The organism is Streptomyces sp. NPDC086766, from assembly GCF_044746005.1.
In the GTDB taxonomy this organism is placed as follows: Bacteria; Actinomycetota; Actinomycetes; order Streptomycetales; family Streptomycetaceae; genus Streptomyces.
On sequence record NZ_JBIVBI010000023.1, the window covers coordinates 70966 to 87766 of the forward strand.

Sequence of the window (16801 nt, forward strand, 5' to 3'; positions counted from 1 at the left end):
GCGGTCAGGGCCACCCGGGTGCGGCCCCCAGCACGGGTGCAGGTCTCCTGCCTCTGTCCGCACGGGAAAGGGCACGGGGCATCACTTCCAGAAGAACCGAGGGGAGCCCTGGCGATTCAACGGTTACGTCCGGGGCCGGATGCGCTGCCACGCACCGGCGACCAGTCCGCAGGTTCGGGATTGGGCCCGCTGTAGGTACGGATGGCCAAGTACCGCGTATCAGGCTGCGGCAGCCGTGCTACCAGATCAGACGGCGGCTGCACCCCGGAACTGATTGCATCGACGAAGCGGACGGCGTCGGCGGGGTTGAACCCTCCGCCGGCACGGCGTGCAGCCTTGAGCGCATCGAACCGGCGCCCGAGACCAAGCAGCCGTTCAACCTCGACATCCAGCTCACGTCGTGGAATCTCACCCCGGACCTTCCGGCGGTAATGGTCCTCCCATTCCAGACCGTCGCTGCAGAACTGTCTGTGCACCATGTGCAGGCTGCCATCCAGCTCGTCAACGAGGAAAGGACCGTGCCCCACGAACGCGTCCCTCCAGTTGCGCGTCCGCGCAAACCGCTGCGACTGGCAGCGGACGAGCCATCCCAACGAGTGGCGCTCGACACCGATGACCACCATCGGCGGCGAGTGTTCGGTCTCTTCTTCATCAGTTGCCGCTGCACCACCTCAACCGCCCACTCACGCGAGATCACGCAGTCAGCGTACGTGGCAGTCCACACTGCCCACGTGTTGTTTGAGGAGCAATAGGTGGTGTGACCGTGACCGCAACGTCTCCTCATGAATTTGATGGCTCGCGGTGGACCGTGGTCACACCCGGTCGTGGCTCAGAGCGACAGCCGCTGACGTGCAGCTGTATGCAGTGGGAGTCCGCTGGAACCAACCGTCGACGAGCGGTCCGGCCGCGGAACTGGCCGGTTCCGGGAGAGCGGGCGCGGCGGTCCCGCGGATTTTAGGAGGCAGGGTTCCACTGCTGATTCCGCGGGGCCGCCGCTTTTGACGCGTACCCTGCGGTGCGTCCGATACGCCCGATCTCTTCCAGTCACCCCGGCTTGTTTGCTCATGCACGTGAGGCCCGGCCGTGTTCCGGCCGGGCCTCACGCTTCTTTCGCGGGGCGGCGCGCCCCGCGCGCTCAGGCGCGCTCGTTACCAGCGGTACCAGCGGCCCCGTCGGCCGCCGCTGTCCGCGGACCGGACGACGAAGCCCAGCAGCCACACGATGAGCACGATCACCGCGATCCACCACAGGGCCTTCAGTGCGAAGCCCGCACCGAAGAGGATCAGAGCCAGCAGAAGAACCAGAAGCAGGGGAACCATCGTTATCAACCTCCTGACCATCGAATGCCCTTACTTCGGCCCTACAAGCCCACAAATTGCAAGTTACTCCCACTGGGCTAAGGGCATCCGCGCACCGTGCACGATTCCCCTTCTCGCGTATCTCACGCACTGCGGCCACCCACCGCAGGTCACTCGATGCACTGCTTTGGCCAAGGTTTTACGGGCGAGCTGAGACGTCATGCGCACATCCAGCACCTGGAACCGGCGCCGAGGAAGGCGAGCAGTACGGCCGCCAGCGAGGAAGCCAGACCCAAGGCCGACGGCCGTCTGATCGAAGGCCCCGGTCACGATCAGGAGGTCCCGCTCACGCCGTATGCCACGCCGATCCGTAGGTCGTGGCGGTAGCCCTCGCCAGGGTCGAGCGGGCGCCGCGCGCATCGAGACAGTGGTGCGGCCGCGGACTGGTGCGGCCGCAGACTCTGTCAGTGGCATGGGCGAGGATCTCTGGCATGACTACGAACGCCGCCGACTACACGTGGTTCGAGGAGCGCTTCCCCGATCTCGCGGAGGCGTATTGCTTCACGCTGGTGCACGATCTGGCACCTGCTGATCTGCTCCACCGCCTCGACGGCCGAGACGAACCCTCCCTCACGGGCATCGACGCGGTCGTGGACGCGGCCTTCGGCCTGCTCCGCCAATCGGACGGCAAGCGGCAACTCCTCGCCATGGCCACCGTGGGACGCTGGGTCCTGCTGATCGAGCCGAACGGCTATCTCGGAGTCACGGAGGACAGGGCCCTGCCCGCCTCGGCCGGCACACGCTGGATTTCACACTTCGTCAACATCAATGGCGTGGACGCCTTTCTCTGGGCCGAGGACGCCGTGAGGCGGCTCTGGTTCGAGCCCATGTTCCCTGATGACCGCTGGGGCGCCACGCCGGACGAACTACTGGACGTCATGCACGGCATCGGATTCCACTTCGGGGAGGACAGCCTCGAAGCCGACCTGTCCGGACCAGCCGCGTTCGCCCTCGCCGAGCACCTGTCCGGAATAGCGATCACACCGGAACTGCTTCGGAACACCGAGTTCACCTGCGGCAGCGTCGAGGTCAGGTGACAGCGCGGCGCCTCTCTACGCCAACCAGCACCGGAAGTAGAAGAAGACACCGACAGGGATCAGGCACGAAGCGAGCCGAGCAGGCACCGCAGCGAGAGCGACTACCCGCAAGCGACGACGCTCATGAGCTTGCGGGTGAACCGGTGCATGTGCGGATCGAGCGTGTCAGCGGGCTCGGCGAGGACCTGCTGCGGGGACAGCCACTTGATCGCTTCGAACTCGCCCTCGTCGAAAGAGGTGATGGCGCCCGCACTCGACTGCAACACGTACCACAGCGACACGTCGGTGTGCTGACCGTGCCCGCGTGTTCGCGTGATCGTGAGGAAGAACGGTTGCGCGCCGGTGACAGCCGACGGGACGGCCTCGATGGACAGTTCCTCCCGGCACTCGCGCGTGACCGTGTCCCAGGGATCCTCCATCGGCTCGACGTGGCCGCCGCTGGGAAGCCAGAGTCCCGCCTTGCGGTGGGCGACCAGCAGGAGCTCCCCGCGGCTCTCATCCAGGACGACGAAGTAGCTGACCAGATGCATCGAGGGGACATCAGGCTTCTGTGTCCGGTACAGCGGAGCCCCGCCGGCGACCCACTCCACGGCCGCGGTGAGATGCGCGCGCTCCTGCTCGTCCCAGATCCACAGCCGATCCAGCACATCTGTCAGTCGAGCGCGAAGAAGCTGGTCGGAAACCTCTGAGGCATCAATGGCAGTCACGGCCCTCATGATGCCTGGACACGGTGGAGTTCGCCGCAGCGTTGGATGTAGGTCCTGGGGGACGCGGTCTTGCGCATCGGCGACAGCCTCAGTCCCAAGCGCGGGCCCGGCGTCCGGCCGCCCGCTCGTTCTCGGCAGACTGTTCGCGGCTACCGTTCATGTGGCCCGCGGCGGCCTGGCCGCACTGGGCAGAAGGAGGAAGTCCGCATGACCACGCGCACCCCAGAGGAACTCTCCGTCCCCGTACGCGGAGGCGAGCTCGCCGTGACCCGGTGGCCGGGAGAGGGACCGGTGATCATCGCGCTGCACGGCATAACGGCGAACAGCCTGGCCTTCGGTGCCGCCGCCGAACAACTCGTCGACGTCGATCTGTACGCCCCGGACCTGCGCGGCCGGGCCCACAGCGCCGGTCTCCCCGGACCCTACGGAGTTCCCGCCCACGTCGAGGACATCGTCGCCCTGCTCGACCATCTGGGCTTGCGGCAGGCGCTGCTCGTCGGCCACTCGCTGGGTGCCTTCATCGCCGCGGTGGCGGCCGCGCGGCATCCGGACCGCTTTCCGCGCGTGGTTCTCGTCGACGGGGGCCTCGGCTTCCCCATCCCCGCGGGCGCGGACATCGACGAGGTCATCGAGTCCGTCATCGGCCCCGCCATGCGGCGACTGAAGACGACCTTCCCGGACCGCGAGGCCTACCTCGCCCTTTTCCGGGAGCACCCCTCCCTCGCCTCCCACTGGGGCCCGCTCATCCAGGCCTACGTGGACCGCGATCTGACCGGCGAGCCCCCCGAGATGCGGAGCAGCTGTGTCCTGGACGCGATCCGGGCCGACGGCGCGGGCCCCCTCGGCGATCCCGAGACGCTCGACGCCATCCACCAGCCGCAGGTGTGCGGCACCCTGCTGTGGGCGGAACGCGGACTGATGAACGAGCCCCAGGGGCTCTACGACGAGGCGCGCCTGGCCGCCGGCGGCCTCGCCCCGGAACGGATCACCACCCACCGGGTCGACGACACCAACCACTACACGATCCTGTTCGCGAAGAACGCGACGGCAGCCCTCGCTCAGACGGTGCACGCCGAGCTCGACCGGATGTAGCGCCGCGCCGCCGCGGGTCGCCGGGCAGGGCCGTTTGTGCCTGCCCGGAGAGCGGGGTTGCACCCCGTATCCCCCTGCGCCAGCCTCAGGTGCCCTCGGCAAGAGGCACTGTCCGACGGCCCACGGTGAGCCGGCCGCGTCTCGACCACGGCTGACCTTTCGCTCCCCCCGGCGGGACGTACCGCCGGGCAGCGCGAGAGCCCGGTTCTCCGGCTCTCACGCTGCCAGGCTGCCGCGTCCGCTGCCGGCGCCGAGCACCGACGAACGCGGCGCGGAACGCTGGTACGGGCGGTCCCGTCGCGCCGGCCGGCCCGGTGAACCGGCCGTCGTCGCCGCCGTGTCACCGGCCGTGCCGCTCCATCGCGTCACGGACCCGGGCTTCGGCCCGCCGGGTGGGCGGCAGGGCGGACCAGCACGTACACCCGTTCGCCGGTTCCTGCGAAGCCGCGCGTTATCCTGCCTTGTCCTGAACAGGCCAGGGAGGTCCCTCAGCATGAGCAGCACCACGTCGTCCTTTCCCGAGCGGATCGAGCTCTCGGGCGAGGGGCTCGTACTCCGTGACTGGTCGGAGGCGGACCTGGCCGCGATGCCGGAGCTGTTCGACCACCCCGACATCGCGTACTGGACGCCGATCGTCTCCCCCTTCGACGAAGCGGCCGCCCGCGCACGGCTGGACCGGGACCGGCGGCTGCGGGCGGAAGGCACGGCCATCCTGCTCGCCATCACCGCCGACGGCGGCACCCCGCTCGGGGAGGTGATGCTGCGGCGCGCCCCCGAGGGCACAGAACTCGGCTACGCGGTCGGCCCGGCGCACCGCGGCCAGGGCCTGGCGGCGCGGGCGGTGCGGGTGATGGCCGCCTACGCCTTCGAGCAGCTGGGCACGGAGCAGGTGATCCTGGAGCTGGAGGCCGAGAACGCCGCCAGCGTCGCGGTCGCCACGAAGGCGGGCTTCAGGCTGCTCGACGTGCCCCTGATCAAGGGTGAGGAGAAGGGGCGGCCCTACGCCCTGCAGACGTGGGGTCTGAACCGTACGTCCGGTGGCGGGGGCTGACCGGCCGTACCCTTCCTGGGACGCTGCCCGAATCCGGATCCTGTTCGGCAATCCGACAAGATCTTCCGCCGGGACTTGCCCGCTCTGTTGGGCCCCAGGAAGCCGGTCACCGTGCCCGGCTTCACGACGAAGTCCAGGCCGTCGACGGCCGTCTTCTCCCCGTACCTCTTGGTCAGCTGCTGCGCGTCGATCATGGGCGCTCTTTCTCTCGGGCCCGGCCTCCGTCGGATCCGACGCCTCACCCGCAACGCCAAGGCCCCGATCGCCCCGCCTCGGTGGTACCGGAGGCTGAAACGGCCCGCACACGTGGTACCGCGGTACTACGCGACTTCGAGCGCGCTTCGCGGTGAGCGTGCCCGGGGGAAACTCCCCGCGTATCACCAGCGCAACCATCGTGACCAGGCTATTTGCCGAACTGTTCAGGTGGCGTTCAGATGGTCGGTGCGGTGTTGAAAATCATGCCCCAGAAGCCCCAAAGCAGTGGCAAACGCGTCGAGGACCCAAGAGTTCACCATGTCATCGTACGATCATGACTACAGAGCACCTCCTCGACGACCGGCCCCTGGCCCCCATACGCCAGATGACGAACAAGGTGCCGGAGGTGACCATCTATTTCTGGATCATCAAGGTGCTCACCACCGGGATGGGCGAGACCGCCTCGGACCTGCTGGCCCGGGTGCTCGGCCCGGTGCCGGCGGTCGCGCTCGGTGGTCTGGCCCTGGTGGCGTCCCTGATGGTGCAGTTCGCCGTCCGCCGGTACGTCGCCTGGGTGTACTGGACCGCCATCGTCATGGTCAGCGTGTTCGGCACGATGGCGGCCGACGTCCTGCACGTCGGCCTCGGCATCTCCTACACGGTGTCCACACCGCTCTTCCTCACGGCCCTGGCCGCCGTGTTCGCCCTCTGGTACGCCGCGGAACGGACGCTGTCCATCCACGGCATCCGGACCCGCCGCCGCGAGACCTTCTACTGGGCGGCGGTCCTCGCCACCTTCGCCCTCGGCACCGCCGCCGGTGACCTGACCGCCACCGTCGGCTTCGGCTACCTCGGATCGGTCTTCCTCTTCGCCGCCGCGATCTGCGTGCCCGCCCTCGCCCACCGCTTCGCCACCCTGAACGCCGTGACCGCTTTCTGGACGGCCTACGTCATCACCCGACCCCTCGGCGCCTCCCTCGCCGACTGGATGGCGCTCGGGCACACGCGGGGCGGGCTCGGGCTGGGGCTGGGCCCGGTCACCCTCGCCTGGACGGTCGCCATCGTCTGCTTCGTCGGGTATCTGGCCACCTCGCGCCGTGACACGCCCAGCGGTAAGGCGAACTGACGGCCGGAACCGGACGCCACGGCTCCAGCCGGTAGCCGCGCCTCCTTCGGCGGTTGCTCGCCGGCAGCCGGCAGAAACGGCCGAATGCCCCGGCCGCCTGAGCGAGACGGCGGCGCAGACCGGCCACGTCTCGTCCGAGACGTGGCCGGAATGATCCTCACCCCACGACTCTGCCCAAGGTATCGCGCGAGGGTGCGCTCCCTGCCGGGCAGCGGCGAAGGGTCACCGAGGAGAGCGGTCGCCGGGCCATGGCTCGGCTCCTGCGACGGCATCCGGAGATCGACGGCGTCCTCGCCGCGTCGGACACGACGGCCGCGGGTGCCCTGGCGACGCTGCGCGCGGCGGGACGCCGGTACCGGAGGACGTCGCCGTCATCGGCTTCGACGATTTCCCCCTGGCCCAGCGCACCGAGCCACGACTGGCCACGGTTCGGCAGCCCCTGGAGGACATCGGCACGACCATGGTCCAACTGCTGCTCCAGGAGATCGAGGAGTCGTCGGGGGCTTGGCGTCACGTGATCCTGCGGACCGAACTGATGCTGCGCGAATCGGCCTGAGCGCTGTCGGCGACGGCAGGGAGGTCCGCGGCGAGGGCGCCGTATCCGCCTGGGTCCTGCGGGCCGAACCTTGCTGCCAGACCCCCCGCCTGCTAGCCGTCCGAGCCGGTGGCCGACGGCGGTACCTCGACGACGAAGAACAGGAAGCAGGTCTTGGTCGAAAGGTCGTGGAAGCCGTCGGGGAACAGCTCACGGGCGGCCGGGTCGGGCTGTGGCTCGCTGATGACGGAGATGCGGAAGCCGGCGGTGGTGAAGGCGTCGGTCATCGCGTGCAACGGCTTGCGCCAGAACCTCATCGGGAAGGACTGCCCGTTGAACGTCCAGTCGAAGGTATAGCTGGTGGTCGCGAAATAGTCGGGCCGAGGGTCCTGGATCGCGTAGGCCACGAAGGGGTGGTCCACGGACGCGATCAGGCGGCCGCCGGGCCTGAGCACTCGCCGTAGCTCGGCCAGCGTCGGGCCCCAGTCCTGCAAGTAGTGCAGCACCAGCGACGCGACCACGTCGTCGAACGCACCGTCGGCGAACGGCAGGCGGTCGCTCAGGTCGACCAGGTGCAGGGCCGCGTCGTCCCCGAGCCGCCGCCTGGCCAGTGCCAGCATCCCGGCGCTGGCGTCGATGCCGGTGACGACGGCACCGCGTTCGCGCAGCGCGGCGGAGAGGGGGCCCGAGCCGCAACCGGCGTCCAGGATCCGACGGCCCGCCACGTCTCCGGCGAGGGCCAGCATCGCGGGGCGCGCGTAGTACGCGTTCACGAGGTTGTTCTCGGATTCCGCCGAGTACGCCTCGGCGAAACGGTCGTAGTCATTCGCCGGGACCGGGTCCGCGGTCCCGGCGACGCTCTCGGGCACGTTGCTTGCGCGTTCCATCGTCGCAGCCTATTGCTCACATGATCCAACGGACCGAACCTGGCGACGAGTTCGGGAGCGCTCCCAACTCGGTTGTTTGTTAGTGGAGTTGCTCCGCCGACTCTGACCTGTGCCTTCGAAAGAAACTCGACGGTTTCGCGTTCACCGCCTTGTCAAGACCATGCCCCTCTCCTACATTCCCCTCTGACGGAGGCAATGGGAGCGCTCCCACTCCACCAGTGCGCGGCGGCGCTCCCGCGATCACTCCCCCCACCCCTCCGAGAGGACCCCCATGCAGATGTCATGGCACCCCCTCCCCCGCAGAGCCCACGGCCTGTTCGCCGCACTCCTCTCCTCGCTCGCCACCCTGGCGGCGCTGCTGGGCAGTGCCCCGGCGGCCCAGGCCGACACCTCGATCTGCGAACAGTTCGGATCGACCACGATCCAGGGCCGCTACATCGTCCAGAACAACCGCTGGGGCACCAGCCAGCCCCAATGCGTCACCACCACCGACTCGGGCTTCCGGATCACCCAGGCCGACGGCTCGGTGCCGACGAACGGCGCCCCGAAGTCCTACCCGTCCGTCTACAACGGCTGCCACTACACCAACTGCTCACCGGGCACCGCCCTTCCGGCGCAGCTCAGCAGCATCGCCGGCGCGCCGACCGGCATCTCCTACGGCTACGTGAGCGACGCCGTGTACGACGCCGCCTACGACATCTGGCTCGACCCCACACCCCGAACCGACGGCGTCAACCGCACCGAAATCATGATCTGGTTCGCCAAGGTGGGCCCCGTTCAGCCCGTCGGCTCGCAGGTCGGCACGAGTACCGTGGCCGGGCGCCAGTGGCAGGTGTGGTCCGGCAACAACGGCTCCAACGACGTCCTCTCCTTCGTCGCCCCGTCGGCGATCTCCAGCTGGAACTTCGACGTCATGGACTTCGTCCGGCAGGCCGTCTCGCGGGGGCTGGCACAGAACAGCTGGTACCTGACCAGCGTGCAGGCCGGTTTCGAACCCTGGCAGAACGGCACCGGACTCGCGGTGACGTCCTTCTCCTCGACGATCGACACCGGCGGCGGGAGCCCCGGCGGGCCCGGCAACCCCGCAGCCTGCGCCGTGTCGTACGCGACGAACGTCTGGCAGGGCGGCTTCACCGCCGACGTCACCGTCACCAACAGCGGTTCCTCGCCGGTCAGCGGCTGGAAGCTGGCGTTCACACTGCCCGCCGGACAGCAGATCAGCAGTGCCTGGAACGCCGGTCTCACTCCGTCGTCGGGATCGGTCGGGGCGACCAATGTCGCCTACAACGCGGAGATCCCGGCCAACGGCAAGACGACCTTCGGCTTCCAGGGCACCTACGTCGGCACCTTCGCCAGGCCCGCCGGCTTCAGCCTCAACGGCACCGCATGCACGCCCGTCTGACACCTGGGGCGGCCTTCGCCCCCACGCCGCAGGAGACGCCGGCTGCGCCGTAAGTCACGCGGCCTCGCGTCAGACCACCTGCCGGGCGCGCCAGAGCCGCTCACCACGGCCGGGCGAGCCGCTGGCGGCGGACGGGCACGACCGGCATCCACTGCCGGCCGCCGGCCCCGCCCCAGCCCCCTGCCCCATGGCCGTGCCTGAACAAGTCTGCTGCGCCCAGCAGTTGCGCCGAGCCCCGTCCTGACAGACGTGTGTCAGGACGGGAGGCCCGGTCACGATGTCCGTCGCCGGGCGTTGCGGGCCCGACCGGCTCGCGCCGCATCAGCAGCCGCCCAGACCGGTCCCGGCAGCGCGCGCACCGCCCCACGCGACACACCCCTGCACCACCTTGCGCCCCCCACAGAGCAACCTGAAGGAGGACCCGTGACACACGCCCCTGGACGAGTGCGGGCACCCGAGCCGGGCCGCCCGCGGCGCCGGAAGAGCTCACTCACCGCGGCGCTCGCGGCCCTGGCGCTGGCCCTGAGCATGGCGGGCCAACTGACAGCGCACCCGGCGGCCGCCGCCGAGACCCACGTCGACAACCCGTTCGCCGGAGCCACCTTCTACGTCAACCCCGACTACACCGACCTGGTCGGCACCTCGGCCGCGCAGACCGCCGACGCCACGCTCAAGGCCCGTATGCAGAAGGTGGGGACGTATCCCACCGCGGTGTGGCTCGACCGGATCGCAGCCATCGCCGGCGGTGACGCCAACGCCGGCCGCAAGAGCCTCGCCGACCATCTCGACCTGGCGCTGGCACAGAAGAAGCCCGGGCAACCGATCGCCGCGACCTTCGTGATCTACGACCTGCCCGGCCGGGACTGCGCGGCACTCGCCTCCAACGGCGAACTCCCCCTCACCCAGGCCGGACTGGACCGCTACGAGAGCGAGTACATCGACGCCGTCGCGAACGTCTTCGAGAACCCGAAGTACCAGGACGTCCGCATCACGACCGTCATCGAGCCCGACGGGCTGCCCAACCTGGTGACGAACACCGCCGACCCGGAGTGCGCCCAGGCGAAGAGCACCGGCATCTACGTCAAGGGCATCCAGTACGCGCTGAACAAGCTGCACGCCGTCCCCAACGTCTACACCTACCTGGACTTCGCGCACTCGGGATGGCTGGGCTGGGACAACAACCTGTCGCAGACCGTGCAGCTCTACACGGACGTCGCGAAGGGCACCTCGGCGGGCTTCGCCAGCGTCGACGGACTGATCACCGACGTCGCCAACTACACACCGCTCACGGAACCCTTCCTCACCGACCCGGACAAGAACGTCGGTGGGAACCCGGTCAAGTCGGGCAAGTTCTACGAGTGGAACCCCAACTTCGACGAGACCGACTTCACCGGGAACGTGCACCGGGCGCTCGTCTCCGCCGGCTGGCCCGATGCGACCGGCATGCTGATCGACACCTCCCGCAATGGGTGGGGCGGCGCCGGGCGCCCCACCGCGGAGAGCAGCAGCACCAGCCTCGAGACCTACGTCAGTGACTCCCGCGTCGACCGCCGGGCCCACCGGGGCCTGTGGTGCAACGTCAGCGGCGCGGGGCTCGGACAGCCTCCGCAGGCCGCACCCGCCGGCTACCCCGACTCCCACCTCGACGCGTTCCTGTGGGTCAAGCCGCCGGGCGAGTCGGACGGCGCCGCCACCGACATCCCCAACGACGAGGGCAAGCGCCTGGACCCCCTGTGCGACCCCGCGTACACGGCACCCAACGCGGGCAACAACAAGACCGGCGCCCTGCCGAACGCTCCCCTGGCCGGGCACTGGTTCCCCGACGCGTTCGCGATGCTGGTGCGGAACGCCTACCCGATCGTGCCCGCGGACGGCGGCGGCACCCCGGACGGTGACACCACCGTGCCCACCGCACCGGCCGCGCTGAAGTCGACGGCGAAGACCGCCACCAGCGTCTCCCTCGCCTGGACCGCGTCCACCGACGACACCGGGGTGAGCGGTTACGACGTCTACCGCGACGGCCACAAGGTCACCGTCACGCAGGTGACGGGTACCGCCTTCACCGACACCGAAGACCAAGTGAACGTGCATGACGAAAACACAGTGCCGGCCAGTCCTGCTGTTCTGCATCTCGGCCATGACCCGAATACGTAGGGTAGTCCGTATGCAGCTTCGGTACGGCTTCCGCCTGTACCCGGCACCTGGCCAACGCGCGGCGCTGGCCAGGGCGTTCGGGTGCGCCCGCGTGGTGTTCAACGACGCGGTGCGCGCCCGTGAGAACGCACGCGCGGCGGGCAGGCCGTTCCCCACCATGGCCGAGCTGTCCTGCACCCTGATCACCCAGGCCAAGCGGACCGCCGAACGCGCCTGGCTGGGCGAGGTCTCCGCGGTGGTACTGCAGCAGGCGCTGCGCGACGCCGAGACCGCCTACCGCAACTTCTTCGCCTCCCTCACCGGGCGGCGCAAGGGCCCGAAGCTGGGCGCGCCGAAGTTCAAGTCGCGCAAGGACTCACGGCAGTCGATCCGGTTCACCGCGAACGCCCGCTGGTCCATCACCCCAGCCGGGCGGCTGAACCTGCCGAAGATCGGTGAGGTACGGGTGAAGTGGTCCCGCCCCCTGCCGTGTGTGCCGTCTTCGGTCACCCTGATCAAGGATGCGGCGGGCCGGTACTTCGCGTCCTTCGTCATCGACACCGACCCGGAGGCGGACGCGCGGCGCATGCCCGACGCCGAGGCCGGCATCGGGATCGATCTCGGGCTGACGCACTTCGCGGTGCTGTCCGACGGCATGAAGATCGGCTCCCCGCGTTTCCTGCGCCGCGCCGAGAAGAAACTCAAGAAAGCCCAGCGAGAGCTGTCCCGCAAACAGAAGGGATCAAGGAACCGCGAGAAGGCCCGCCGGAAGGTGGCCCGCGCGCACGCAAAGGTGGCCGACGCGCGCCGCGAGTTCCACCACCAGCTCTCCACGAAGCTGATCCGCGAGAACCAAGCGGTCGCCGTGGAAGACCTGGCGGTGGGCGGACTCGCGCGCACCCGGCTGGCCAAGTCCGTGCATGATGCGGGCTGGTCGACGTTCGTGCACATGCTGGAGTACAAGGCGCAGCGGTATGGGCGCACCTTCGTCAAGATCGGCCGGTTCGAACCCACCAGCCAGGTGTGCTCCACCTGCGGCCACCGCGACGGCCCGAAACCCCTGCACGTGCGGGAATGGACCTGCACGGCCTGCGGCACCGTCCACGACCGCGACCACAACGCCGCGAAGAACGTGAAACAGGCCGCCGGACTGGCGGTGACAGCCTGTGGAGCGCCGGTAAGACCAGAACCCCATCTGGCACAGCGCGACGAAGCAGGAAGCCACGGAAGCCCGCCCGATGCCCGTGCCGCCTAGCGGCACAGCACCAGGCGAGCAGGCCAAAATCTCCCTCCTTCAGGAGGGAGAGCAAGTCAATACTTCACCCGGGATGGCGGCTCCCCCACCGTCAACGCCTGGTGCGACTACGCGGCCGTCGGCTGCTCCGACGTCACGCTGAAAGTCGTACCCCTGGCCACGCCGGTGGCGGGAGCCGACGCCTATCTCGAAGCCGGCTTCACCGGCGGAACCCTGGCCGCCGGTCGGTCCACCGGTGAGCTGCAGCTACGGATGAGCAAATCCGACTGGTCCGACTTCGACGAGGTCGGCGACGCCAGCCGGTCCACGGCCACCGCCTACGCCGACGCCCCGGGGATCCCCGCCTATCTCGGCACCACCCTCGCCTGGGGCACCCCGCCCACCTGATCCACCCACGCCCGGGCGCGCCTCCCACGCTCTCGCCCTCCAGGAGAACGCCCACCCGGAGGGTGAGCCTCCTCTCATCCGCCGGCAACGCAGCCGCGGCGGAGAAGGACGCCGCCCCGCCGGCACACACACCACCCGGGACCCGCTCGCCCCCGCCACGGCCCGCCGCCGACCCCTCGTACGGGGCCGGCGGCGGGCCGTGGCCTCGATACGAGTCGTCCGTGGCTGCGACCCTCACTCGAGAGGCCCGGGACAGCGAGTGACGGGCCCTGGCGGGACGGCCTGCGTGTACCGTGCCGGAGCCAGGGAAGGCACACGGTAGGACCCCCGCGCCCGCACCCGGGAGGCTCCGCACCGGCACCATGGCCCATGGCCCATGGCAGGCCTCGGTCCGGTTGTGCGTAGAGTGAAACGAGAAAGGTGTTTGGGCAAACAGGCACCGCAGCGCTGCCAGCAGCGTGGACGTCGCCGCGAGGCGCCGTCCCGGATGCTGCCAGATCAGGAGGCCCCGCCCGTGACCCAGTACCCGCAAACGCCCACTTCCCGCCCGATCACCGGACACCCTGCTCAGGACATCGAGCAGGAGGCGATCGATGAGCGGAACCGGCGACTGGCGCGCGCCGGCGTCGCGCGCGCCGAACAGCTCCTCGTCACGCGCTACCGACTCTCGTCCACCAGGGAAGCATTCGACCTCCTGCGTCACACCTCCCAGCAGCTCAACATCAAACTGCACACTCTCGCCGAGACGGCCGTCCGCGTGCCCGCTCCGGCGGCGGGCGCCGCGAGCTGGGTGCCGAGCCGTCCGCACGGCGTGGCACCCCCGCTGCCCGCCCTGCGGACGAACGGGCAGGGGCTGGTCAGCCACAGTGCCGTCCTGAAGGCCGCACTGACCCGTACTCTGCACATCACCGGTGCCGAGATGGGCAATGTGCAGCTGGTGGAGAACGGCATGCTCCGCATGGAGAAGCACAGCGGGCTCAACCGCCGCTTCACCGACTACTTCGCCTTCGTCGAAACCTCCACCACCTCCTGTGCGCAGGCGGCGGAGGAAAGCCGTCAGGTCACCGTCAAAGACGTCGCCGCCTCCGACACCTTCGACGAGGGCTCCCGGCAGGTGATCCTGCAGGCCAGCAGCCGCGCCTGCCACAGCGTCCCTCTGCGCAGCCCGAAGGGCACCGTGATCGGCATGATCTCCTCCCACCACGAGCAGACCCTGCACGACCTCGTCCCTGCTCAGCTGGCCGAGCTCGAAGAGGTCGGCAGCCAGGTCGGCCGCTGGCTGCTCTGGCACCGGAACACGGCCGTCTTCACCGCCCTCAACCATCTCCACGCCAACGCCACCCGCTGACGCGCGAGAGGTGTCGGCACACCGACGCTGGGCACTCCCGCTGCAAGGGCTCGCTTGGGGACGCAGGCGAGAGTCGCCGGCCCAGCGGCCGGCGCCTGTGTGTCCGCCGGTCCCCACCTGAGGCGGCCGGCGGGCACGCCCCAGTCCCTGGGGCCGACGGAGCCAGCCGTCTCCGGCTCCGCACGGACTCGCCGCACCCCGTCTATCCCTCCACCAGCGCGGCCACCAGGCGCGTCATGGAGGGCCGGGGGTCGGGTACCTTCGGCCAGCTGGTCATCAGGAGGTGGTGGGCGGTGCCGACGATGGCGAGGGCCACGGTGTCCGGGTCGACGGTCTCCGCCACCCGGCCGAGCCTTCTTTCGGCCGTCAGATAGCCGGTGACGGCCTCCTGGATCGCGGTGAGACCCGGCGCCCCGGCTTCGAGGGCCTGTCGGATGCGCAGCGCGGTGTCGGGGCGGCTGACGGCGAGGCCCGAGAGGGCGGGACCGGCGGAGTCGAACAGCGCGAGGGCGACGGCGTTGAGGTTCTGCGCCACCGAGCCGTGTCCGGCGAGCCCCGAGAGTTCCTGCGCCTTCGCCGCCGTCCGCGCGAACCGGTCGAGGCAGAGCTCGGCCACGAATTCATCGAGCCCCGCGAAGTGCGCGTGCAGCAGCCCCTTGGAGCAGCCCGCCTCCGTGGTGACGGCCCGGCTGGTGAGCGCGCCGGGGCCGCCCCGCTCCACGACGCGCTCGGCCGCGGCGAACAGCCGTTCGCGTACATCCGGTGTCGCCACTCCGCGCGGTGACATGGGCCTCTCTCTCGTTCCGCTGCCGCCGCCCTCAGGGGCCACAACCCTTGTGATGGTAGCGGGGATTGCCGGTTTGGGCGAACGCCCATACTGTTTGGGCAAGCGCCCATTCTCCGTCATCCCCAGAGGAGGCACCAGTGCCGGACATCGTCAACACCGAGCAGGCACAGGCATGGAACGGTCCCGAAGGCTCCCACTGGGCCCACCACCAGGACCGCTGGAACGCCGTGAACCAGGGCTTCGACGAGCCGCTGCTGGACGCCGCCGGGATCGCCGGAGACCACCGGGTCCTCGACCTCGGTTGCGGCTCCGGACAGACCACGCGCCTCGCCGCACTCAGGGCGCCCCAAGGGCATGCACTGGGCCTCGACCTGTCCGGTCCCATGCTGGCCGCGGCGCGGGCCCGCGCGGAACGGGAGGGCATCGACAACGCTTCCTTCACGCAGGGAGACGCCCAGGTGCACCCATTCGAAGCAGGCGCGTTCGACACGGCGGTCAGCCGCTTCGGGGTGATGTTCTACGCCGACCCGGTGGCGGCCTTCGGTAACGTCGGCCGGGCGCTGCGGCCCGGCGGACGGCTGGCGTTCGTCTGCCCGGCTGACGCCGCGCTCAACGGCTGGGTGGCGGCCATGGCGTCACTGCGCGGCATTCTGCCTGTCGGCGACTTCGGGCGGCCGGGTCTGCCCGGCATGTTCTCCCTGGCTGTCCCGGAGCGCGTCCACGCCGTCCTCACCGCGTCCGGGTTCACCGGCATCAGCATCAACCAGGTTCAGGCGTACGGGACATGGGGGCGGGGAGCCGAGGACGCGGCGCGATTTCTGCTGGGTACCGGCCCCGGCCGCCACCTGATGGAACAGGCTGATGCGGCCGCGCGGACCCGAGCCTGCCGCACCCTGACGGACCATCTGCGCACCCACCAGGCGGCGGACGGAACGGTCCGGCTTCGCAGCACGTCGTGGCTGGTCGCGGCGGACCGCCCGGCCGACCCCTCCGACAGGCTCTAGTGACCTGAGTCGGAGATTCGTCGTTGGTTCGGTATGAGTCGTCCGGGTCCGAAGATTCCGCCGTTGTCGGTGACCGATGCCCAGCGGGCCGTGCTGGAGGGCTGGGTGCGTCGTCGTTCGACGGCCCAGGCTCTGGCCCAGCGGTCGCGGATCGTGCTGGAGTGCGCCGAGGGGCACTCGATCATGGAGGTGTCGCGGCGGCTGCGGGTCACGCCGGACACGGTCCGCACCTGGCGGCGGCGTTTCCTCGAACGGGGCCTGGACGGCCTGTCCGACGAGCCACGGCCCGGTGTCCCGCGGAAGATCACCGACGCCGACGTCGAGCGGGTCATCGTCAAGACGCTGGAGGAGAAGCCGAAGAACGCCACCCACTGGTCGACCAGGTCCATGGCGGCGGCCACTGGCATGTCGCAGTCGGCGATCTCGCGGATCTGGCGGGCGTTCGCGCTGGCTCCGCACCGGTCGCAGACGTTCAAGCTATCCACCGACCCGTTGTT

15 protein-coding genes and 3 pseudogenes are annotated in these 16801 nt (G+C 69.7%); 12 read left to right on the top strand and 6 right to left on the bottom strand.

Annotated elements, in window-relative coordinates; translation table 11 throughout:
- Positions 1-116: 116 nt before the first annotated feature.
- Entirely contained in the window at positions 117-623 is a 507-nt protein-coding gene (locus tag ACIPM1_RS30415) for a YrhB domain-containing protein (RefSeq protein ID WP_402440071.1), read from the bottom strand.
- A 525-nt stretch (positions 624-1148) separates the two neighbouring features.
- Positions 1149-1319: a hypothetical protein gene (locus ACIPM1_RS30420; protein WP_055705189.1), complete on the bottom strand. Its 171-nt coding sequence runs from the start codon at positions 1317-1319 to the stop codon at positions 1149-1151.
- Between the two features lie 470 nt (positions 1320-1789).
- Here ACIPM1_RS30420 and ACIPM1_RS30425 point away from each other — a divergent pair, with 470 nt between their 5' ends.
- The gene (locus ACIPM1_RS30425) at positions 1790-2395 is read left to right on the top strand and encodes a DUF6461 domain-containing protein (protein ID WP_402440073.1); all 606 of its coding nucleotides are present in this window, start codon (positions 1790-1792) and stop codon (positions 2393-2395) included.
- A gap of 101 nt (positions 2396-2496) precedes the next feature.
- Here ACIPM1_RS30425 and ACIPM1_RS30430 read toward each other — a convergent pair whose 3' ends face one another.
- A complete protein-coding gene (locus ACIPM1_RS30430; RefSeq protein WP_402440075.1) occupies positions 2497-3102 on the bottom strand; it encodes an NUDIX hydrolase in 606 nt (201 codons plus the stop codon).
- A 207-nt stretch (positions 3103-3309) separates the two neighbouring features.
- Here ACIPM1_RS30430 and ACIPM1_RS30435 point away from each other — a divergent pair, with 207 nt between their 5' ends.
- Positions 3310-4194, top strand: coding sequence for an alpha/beta hydrolase (locus ACIPM1_RS30435; RefSeq protein WP_402440078.1), 885 nt, complete (start codon positions 3310-3312; stop codon positions 4192-4194).
- A gap of 493 nt (positions 4195-4687) precedes the next feature.
- Positions 4688-5245 carry a GNAT family N-acetyltransferase gene (locus ACIPM1_RS30440; protein ID WP_402440081.1) on the top strand — a complete coding sequence of 186 codons (558 nt, stop codon included), beginning with the start codon at positions 4688-4690 and terminating at the stop codon, positions 5243-5245.
- A gap of 71 nt (positions 5246-5316) precedes the next feature.
- On the opposite strand, the pseudogene ACIPM1_RS30445 reads toward ACIPM1_RS30440, so the two are convergent.
- Positions 5317-5439 (bottom strand): annotated as a pseudogene (locus ACIPM1_RS30445) (ABC transporter ATP-binding protein); the annotation flags it as partial.
- Between the two features lie 335 nt (positions 5440-5774).
- Here ACIPM1_RS30445 and ACIPM1_RS30450 point away from each other — a divergent pair.
- On the top strand, positions 5775-6566 hold the full coding sequence (locus tag ACIPM1_RS30450) for a hypothetical protein (protein WP_402440084.1): 792 nt from the start codon (positions 5775-5777) through the stop codon (positions 6564-6566).
- Between the two features lie 224 nt (positions 6567-6790).
- Positions 6791-7122: pseudogene (locus ACIPM1_RS30455) on the top strand (substrate-binding domain-containing protein); the annotation flags it as partial.
- Between the two features lie 92 nt (positions 7123-7214).
- Here the strand turns inward: ACIPM1_RS30455 and ACIPM1_RS30460 are convergent.
- Positions 7215-7988 (bottom strand): class I SAM-dependent methyltransferase, encoded by a 774-nt coding sequence (locus tag ACIPM1_RS30460; protein WP_402440087.1) that lies wholly within the window; start codon positions 7986-7988, stop codon positions 7215-7217.
- Between the two features lie 271 nt (positions 7989-8259).
- Between ACIPM1_RS30460 and ACIPM1_RS30465 the strand changes: the two genes are divergently transcribed.
- The 5 genes and pseudogenes from ACIPM1_RS30465 to ACIPM1_RS30485 all read left to right on the top strand — a co-directional run bounded on the left by ACIPM1_RS30465 (position 8260) and on the right by ACIPM1_RS30485 (position 14513).
- Positions 8260-9390 (top strand): cellulose binding domain-containing protein, encoded by a 1131-nt coding sequence (locus ACIPM1_RS30465; RefSeq protein ID WP_402440089.1) that lies wholly within the window; start codon positions 8260-8262, stop codon positions 9388-9390.
- Between the two features lie 423 nt (positions 9391-9813).
- Complete coding sequence (locus tag ACIPM1_RS30470) at positions 9814-11544, top strand: glycoside hydrolase family 6 protein (protein WP_402440091.1); 1731 nt, start codon at positions 9814-9816, stop codon at positions 11542-11544.
- 10 nt (positions 11545-11554) lie between these two features.
- The gene (locus tag ACIPM1_RS30475; RefSeq protein WP_402440094.1) at positions 11555-12778 is read left to right on the top strand and encodes an RNA-guided endonuclease InsQ/TnpB family protein; all 1224 of its coding nucleotides are present in this window, start codon (positions 11555-11557) and stop codon (positions 12776-12778) included.
- Positions 12779-12850: 72 nt separating this feature from the next.
- Positions 12851-13165: pseudogene (locus tag ACIPM1_RS30480) on the top strand (cellulose binding domain-containing protein); the annotation flags it as partial.
- Between the two features lie 514 nt (positions 13166-13679).
- Complete coding sequence (locus ACIPM1_RS30485; RefSeq protein WP_402440096.1) at positions 13680-14513, top strand: ANTAR domain-containing protein; 834 nt, start codon at positions 13680-13682, stop codon at positions 14511-14513.
- Positions 14514-14715: 202 nt separating this feature from the next.
- Here ACIPM1_RS30485 and ACIPM1_RS30490 read toward each other — a convergent pair whose 3' ends face one another.
- Positions 14716-15300, bottom strand: coding sequence for a TetR/AcrR family transcriptional regulator (locus ACIPM1_RS30490; RefSeq protein ID WP_402440099.1), 585 nt, complete (start codon positions 15298-15300; stop codon positions 14716-14718).
- Between the two features lie 137 nt (positions 15301-15437).
- Between ACIPM1_RS30490 and ACIPM1_RS30495 the strand changes: the two genes are divergently transcribed.
- Positions 15438-16304, top strand: a complete 867-nt coding sequence (locus tag ACIPM1_RS30495; RefSeq protein WP_402440102.1) for a class I SAM-dependent methyltransferase — start codon at positions 15438-15440, stop codon at positions 16302-16304.
- Positions 16305-16373: 69 nt separating this feature from the next.
- Positions 16374-16801, top strand: a 428-nt coding sequence (locus ACIPM1_RS30500; protein ID WP_402440105.1) for a helix-turn-helix domain-containing protein, incomplete at its 3' end; no start/stop codon positions are given.